General features: G+C 69.0%; 6 protein-coding genes. 4 read left to right on the top strand and 2 right to left on the bottom strand.

The features are described 5' to 3' along the window. The first annotated feature begins 236 nt into the window (after window positions 1-236). Window positions 237-638, top strand: a complete 402-nt coding sequence (locus tag ACFU99_RS33665) for an SgcJ/EcaC family oxidoreductase (RefSeq protein WP_384399333.1) — start codon at window positions 237-239, stop codon at window positions 636-638. Window positions 639-656: 18 nt separating this feature from the next. On the opposite strand, the gene ACFU99_RS33660 is transcribed toward ACFU99_RS33665, so the two are convergent. Continuing rightward, window positions 657-1,565, bottom strand: coding sequence for a ketopantoate reductase family protein (locus ACFU99_RS33660; RefSeq protein ID WP_384399331.1), 909 nt, complete (start codon window positions 1,563-1,565; stop codon window positions 657-659). A 58-nt stretch (window positions 1,566-1,623) separates the two neighbouring features. On the opposite strand from ACFU99_RS33660, the gene ACFU99_RS33655 reads away from it, so the two are divergent. Then, on the top strand, window positions 1,624-2,319 hold the full coding sequence (locus tag ACFU99_RS33655) for a TetR/AcrR family transcriptional regulator (RefSeq protein ID WP_384399328.1): 696 nt from the start codon (window positions 1,624-1,626) through the stop codon (window positions 2,317-2,319). Window positions 2,320-2,495: 176 nt separating this feature from the next. Here ACFU99_RS33655 and ACFU99_RS33650 read toward each other — a convergent pair whose 3' ends face one another. Continuing rightward, entirely contained in the window at window positions 2,496-2,897 is a 402-nt protein-coding gene (locus ACFU99_RS33650) for a hypothetical protein (protein ID WP_384399325.1), read from the bottom strand. Window position 2,898: 1 nt separating this feature from the next. On the opposite strand from ACFU99_RS33650, the gene ACFU99_RS33645 reads away from it, so the two are divergent. Together ACFU99_RS33645 and ACFU99_RS33640 are read left to right on the top strand one after the other, a co-directional pair. Further along, window positions 2,899-3,270, top strand: a complete 372-nt coding sequence (locus ACFU99_RS33645) for a DUF4232 domain-containing protein (protein WP_384399322.1) — start codon at window positions 2,899-2,901, stop codon at window positions 3,268-3,270. Window positions 3,271-3,509: 239 nt separating this feature from the next. Further along, window positions 3,510-4,628, top strand: a complete 1,119-nt coding sequence (locus tag ACFU99_RS33640) for a serine hydrolase domain-containing protein (RefSeq protein WP_384399319.1) — start codon at window positions 3,510-3,512, stop codon at window positions 4,626-4,628. Window positions 4,629-4,684 lie beyond the last annotated feature (56 nt).

Genomic DNA, 4,684 nt, shown 5'->3' with positions numbered 1-4,684 from the left:
GCTGACGGCCGAGGACCGGTCCGAGCTGCGTCGGCTGCTCGGGATCGTCTACGCCAACGTCGCCGTCGAGCCCGAGGGGCGGCCTGTCCGGGCGTGGTGACCTGGCCTTCCGGTCGGGGAGCTCGATCTGGTGGCCGACGGGGCTTGCGCAGATCGTTTCGGTTGGAATAGTTTCAGTGAGAACTGATTGAGTGCCGCCGTGAGGCGGCCGACCACAGGAGACGACGATGGCGGTCATGAACGAGGACACGGTCGAGGGGTTCCTCGATCGGATCCGGGATACCTGGGACGCGGGGGACGCGAGCGGATACGCGGCACAGTTCGCGGAGAACGCGTCGTATGTGATCTTCATGGGGGACGTCATGCTCGGGCGCGCGGCCATCGAGCGGACTCATCATGAGGTGTTCACGCGGTGGCAGAAGGGCACGCGCATGGCGGTCAAGTCGATCGACGTGCGGATGCCGGACGAGTCCACGGCGGTGGTGACCACCGTCGGCGGCATCGGCAAGGGCAGCCGGATCGGCTTCGACAAGTTTCAGACGTTCACGCTGCACCGCCGCCGTGAGGGGCGTTGGGAATGCGTGGCCTTCCAGAATACGAAGATGAGCCGCCGCTCCAAGCGCGCCTACCGCGCCTGACGGCGGCCCGCCGATGGTCTACCGGACCTTCGCCTGAGCACGTATCTGTTCGGCCAGGCAGTCGAGTTCGGCCGCTGCCGCGGGGGAGGTGTCACTGAGTCCGCTGCGTACGACCGTCGGGCTGCGCAGGAAGCGTCGCAGCAGGGCCACGAGCAGTCCCTCCGGCAGGCTCCGCAGCGCGGCGAACGCGCGGGGGACCGGTGGTCCGGGCATGGCGGCCAGGTTGTGCCGCATGAGGCGGAGCATGCCGCGTACCGCGTCGGGATCGTCGGCCAGTGCTACCGGGCCGCCCGCCGCGTACGCCGCCCGTCCGAGCGGCGCCTCGAACGCGGCGTGCGTCCTGAGCCAGGCATCCATCCGCGGCTCGGCCTTGGCATTGATCCCGGCGGTGCGGAACTCCCGGACGATCCGTTCCAGTCGCGGGGTGGCTCGGCCGTCGGGTTCGCCGATCGGCATCGGGACCCGGCTGGTCATGAAGTTGGCCGCGCGGTAGCGGACCACGCCGCCGTCCATCGTGCCGCCGGCCAGTGCCGGAGGGAAGCCGAGCAGGACTCGCTCGTGGCCGATCGCCGCGCCCAGCGGCTCCGCGCCGGCTGCCCAGTTGTGCAGGAACAGCACGTCGCCGTCGAGGCCGGTGAGCGACTCCAGTACCGCGTCGACGTGATGGGCGCGGACGAGTACGCAGGTCAGGTCGTATCGGCTCAGGTCGTGACCGCTCAGGTCGTGACCGTCGGCCGGGTGCTCGACCACTGGTACGGGCACCCGCCTGACGGCCGGGCTGTCCTCCTCGGCGAGCTGCACGCCGTGCCGGCGCAGGGAGGCCAGGCGCTCGCCCCGGGCGAGGAGCGAGACGTCGACCCCGGCCTCGTGCAGGCGGGCGGCGAACAGGCTGCCGCAGACCCCCGCACCGTATACGAGCAGTTTCATGGCGATCTCCTCCGCAGTCAAACGTTCGTTTTAATCAAACGTTTGTAGAGTACGGCACATGGCGCTACCCGATACCCGGACCAAGATCCTCGACGCGGCCGAACACCTCTTCGCGGAGCACGGCTACCGCGGCACGTCGGTCCGTGCGATCACCGACCTCGCCGGAGCGAACCTGGCCGCCGTCGGCTATCACTTCGGCTCGAAGGCGGAACTCCTGGGCGCGGTCGCCCGCCGTGTGATCGAGCCCATCACCGCCGCCCAGTGCGCCGGTCTCGACGCACTGCTCGCCCGGACTCCGAACCCGCCGGTCGCCGAACTGGTGGAAGCCTTCGCCGGGCCGCTCTTCGACGAGATGCCCGCCGGCCGTGCGAGCGGAGCCCGGACATCCCGGCTCATCGTGACGATCCTCAGCGACCCGGCCGAGGAGGCGCGTAGCTGGGTCGGCCCTGACGAGAACACGGTCGGCGAGCGCTACCTGGCGGCTTTCGCGCACGCACTGCCCGGCCTTGCCCCACAGGAGCTGTTGTTCCGCATGCGGGGGATCCTCGCTGTGACGGCCATCGACCGCGTCGAGGTCTTCAACCAGCCTGCCGAAGCCTCCCCGGCGGAGCCGGCGACGGAGACGGTGATGGCGACTGCGACTGCCACTGCGGCTGCGGCTGCTTCGGCGATGGCAGGCGAAGAGGCTCGGCGCTGGGCGATCACATTCCTGACGGCGGCAATGAGCGCACCACCGACCCAGGCCCGGCAGTAAGTCCGGGGCGCGCTACGGGCCGCCATGCAGACGGCCCGGCAGAACGGTAGCTGCCAGAGGATCAAGAAGGAGTCACGGGCGTTCTGCTCCTGGCGGCGGGCATGCCTCCGAGGCCGCTCGCCCGCACGGTGCCCGCCCGACGCCCGTACAGCGCGAGTCGTCCCCTCGGCCAGGCGTTAGCCGGACGATAGCGCGAGGCTGGAATATTGGCTGTCGTCCGGGGCGAGAGGACCGGCAACGGACACCGAACCGCGCCGGGCGCCACGCCCGCCCGCATGTACCGAGGAGCACACCATGCACCGCATATCCGTCCGCAGGGCCGTTGTCGCCGGCGCCGTCGGACTGGCCGCCACCGCCGCCCTCACAGCATGCGGGGCGAACGACTCGTCGGACTCGAACAGCAAAGGCAGCTCCTCCTCGACCTCGACCGGGGCGCCGTCCTCGGACTCGTCCAGCGGACTGTCGGGCAACTCCTCGACGAGTGGGTCCGGTGCGTCGTCCGGGAACGGCTCGAACGCCTCCTCGAAGTCCTCGACGTCCTCGAAGGCGTCGACGTGCCGCACATCGAATCTGCGCATCGTGGCGAAGAACCAGGGCGAGGCCCGGGAGGGCGTGGGCTCGATCGTCATCCGGTTCACGAATACCGGAAGCAACTGCCGGATGAATGGATTCCCGGGCGTCGACGTAAAGACCAATTACGGCACGCAGTCGGTGGACCGTGACAAGCAGGAGGTGGGGACGGCGTTCACCCTCAAAGCTGGGAAGACGGCCACCGCCAATATCGCCTATCCGATCAACAACAGCGGCGGCTCGGGTATCCAGGGCACCGCCCTCGTCGTAACCCCTCCGAATGAGACGCACCACGCCACCGCCCCGGTCGCCTTCAACATGCCGGTGAGCGACAAGGGCAAGGGGGGCCTGGAAGTCACCCCGATGTTCGAAGAGCACTGACAGGTCGCGGCGAGAGCATCGCGGCGCCATGGTCGGGACGGGGGCGAGATCCGAAGGCGTCTCAATTTGGCGCGGCGGCGGTGGCAGGTGAGGCAGGTGAGCCAGGCGGACGAATCGACGCCTCGGAATCCGTCATAGGCGACGCATGTCTGTTGAGACGTGGGCCCCTTGTCTTTCCGTATCCGGTCGCCGACCGGATGCGGAGTGTTCACCCTGGGGAACACGAAAGGACGCATGATATGAAGAGCCCACTGGATCGCGCGGCGCTGGACGCAGCCTTGGAAAACGTCCATCGTGCCGGAATGCCCGGCTTGTTCGCCGAGGTGCGTGACGGCGACCAGGTCTGGCGCGGTGCCGCAGGGGTCGCCGAGGTCGCCACCGGTCGTCCCGTCTCCGCCGACATGAGGCACCGCGTCGGCAGCGTCACCAAGACCTTCACCGCCGCCGCGGTTCTCCAGCAGGTCGAGAGTGGTCGGATCGGTCTCGACGCGCCGATCGGCCGCTACCTTCCGAAGCTGGTTCCCGGAGAACGCGGTGACGCGATCACGGTTCGGATGCTGATCAACCACACTAGTGGCCTCGCCGAGTACCTTCCGTACGCCTACTCCTCCCTCAGGGCGTTCCCCGACCTCGCGGAGACCGGGCCCCGGAGCCTGGACGACCACCGGTTCACACGGTTCGACCCCGCCGGGCTGATCAAGATGGGCGTCACCGCACCTGCCGTCGGCGCACCGGGCGGCGCGCCGGGGCTGTACTCCAACACCAACTACCTGCTCCTCGCCCAACTCCTGGAACAGGTGACCGGCACCACGGCCGAGCGGTACATCACCCGGAACATCATCGAACGCGCCGGGCTCCCGGACACCGCGTTCCCCGTCGGGCCGTACGTCGACGGGCCGCACTCGCAGCTCTACGAGGCGTGGTTCGGCATGATCGACCCGCCGCGCGACTACAGCGTGTACGACATGTCGTGGGTGGGCCCGTCGGCCTCGCTGATTTCCACCGTCGCGGACCTCAACCGCTTCTACGGGCTGCTGCTGGCCGGAGAGATCGTCAGTCCGCCGTCGCTGGCGCAGATGCAACGCACCGTCCCGATCATCTCCCAAGAGGGAAAGCCGATCGACTACGGCCTCGGCCTGCGCTCGATGGAGAGCCCCGGCCGGGGCTCCTTCTGGGGCCATGGCGGTACGGTCTGGGGCGGCGGAACGCTGGCCATGACCCGTGCCGACGGCAAGCGGCAGATGGCCGTCGCCGTGAACCTCCAAAGGTGGAACAGACTCGACGCCTCCGGCAAGCCGCAGCCCCATCCCATCGACGACGCGCTGGCGACCCTCTACCGCGTGGCGATGTACGGCTGACCGGGGCGGCGCCTGCTGGTCCGATCACGCCTGGCGGGCGTGGAGGACTACGAAGG

This window comes from Streptomyces sp. NPDC057654, from assembly GCF_042800135.1.
In the GTDB taxonomy this organism is placed as follows: domain Bacteria; phylum Actinomycetota; class Actinomycetes; order Streptomycetales; family Streptomycetaceae; genus Streptomyces.
The sequence above is the reverse complement of the archived record's forward strand: the minus strand, read 5'-3'. Positions and strand labels throughout refer to the sequence as shown.

Excerpts from the sequence above, each read along its gene's own strand:
- ACFU99_RS33665 (WP_384399333.1), top strand. The coding sequence starts at position 237 with ATGAACGAGGACACGGTCGAGGGGTTCCTCGATCGGATCCGGGATACC.
- ACFU99_RS33660 (WP_384399331.1), bottom strand. The coding sequence starts at position 1,565 with ATGAAACTGCTCGTATACGGTGCGGGGGTCTGCGGCAGCCTGTTCGCC.
- ACFU99_RS33655 (WP_384399328.1), top strand. The coding sequence starts at position 1,624 with ATGGCGCTACCCGATACCCGGACCAAGATCCTCGACGCGGCCGAACAC.
- ACFU99_RS33650 (WP_384399325.1), bottom strand. The coding sequence starts at position 2,897 with ATGCGCAGATTCGATGTGCGGCACGTCGACGCCTTCGAGGACGTCGAG.
- ACFU99_RS33640 (WP_384399319.1), top strand. The coding sequence starts at position 3,510 with ATGAAGAGCCCACTGGATCGCGCGGCGCTGGACGCAGCCTTGGAAAAC.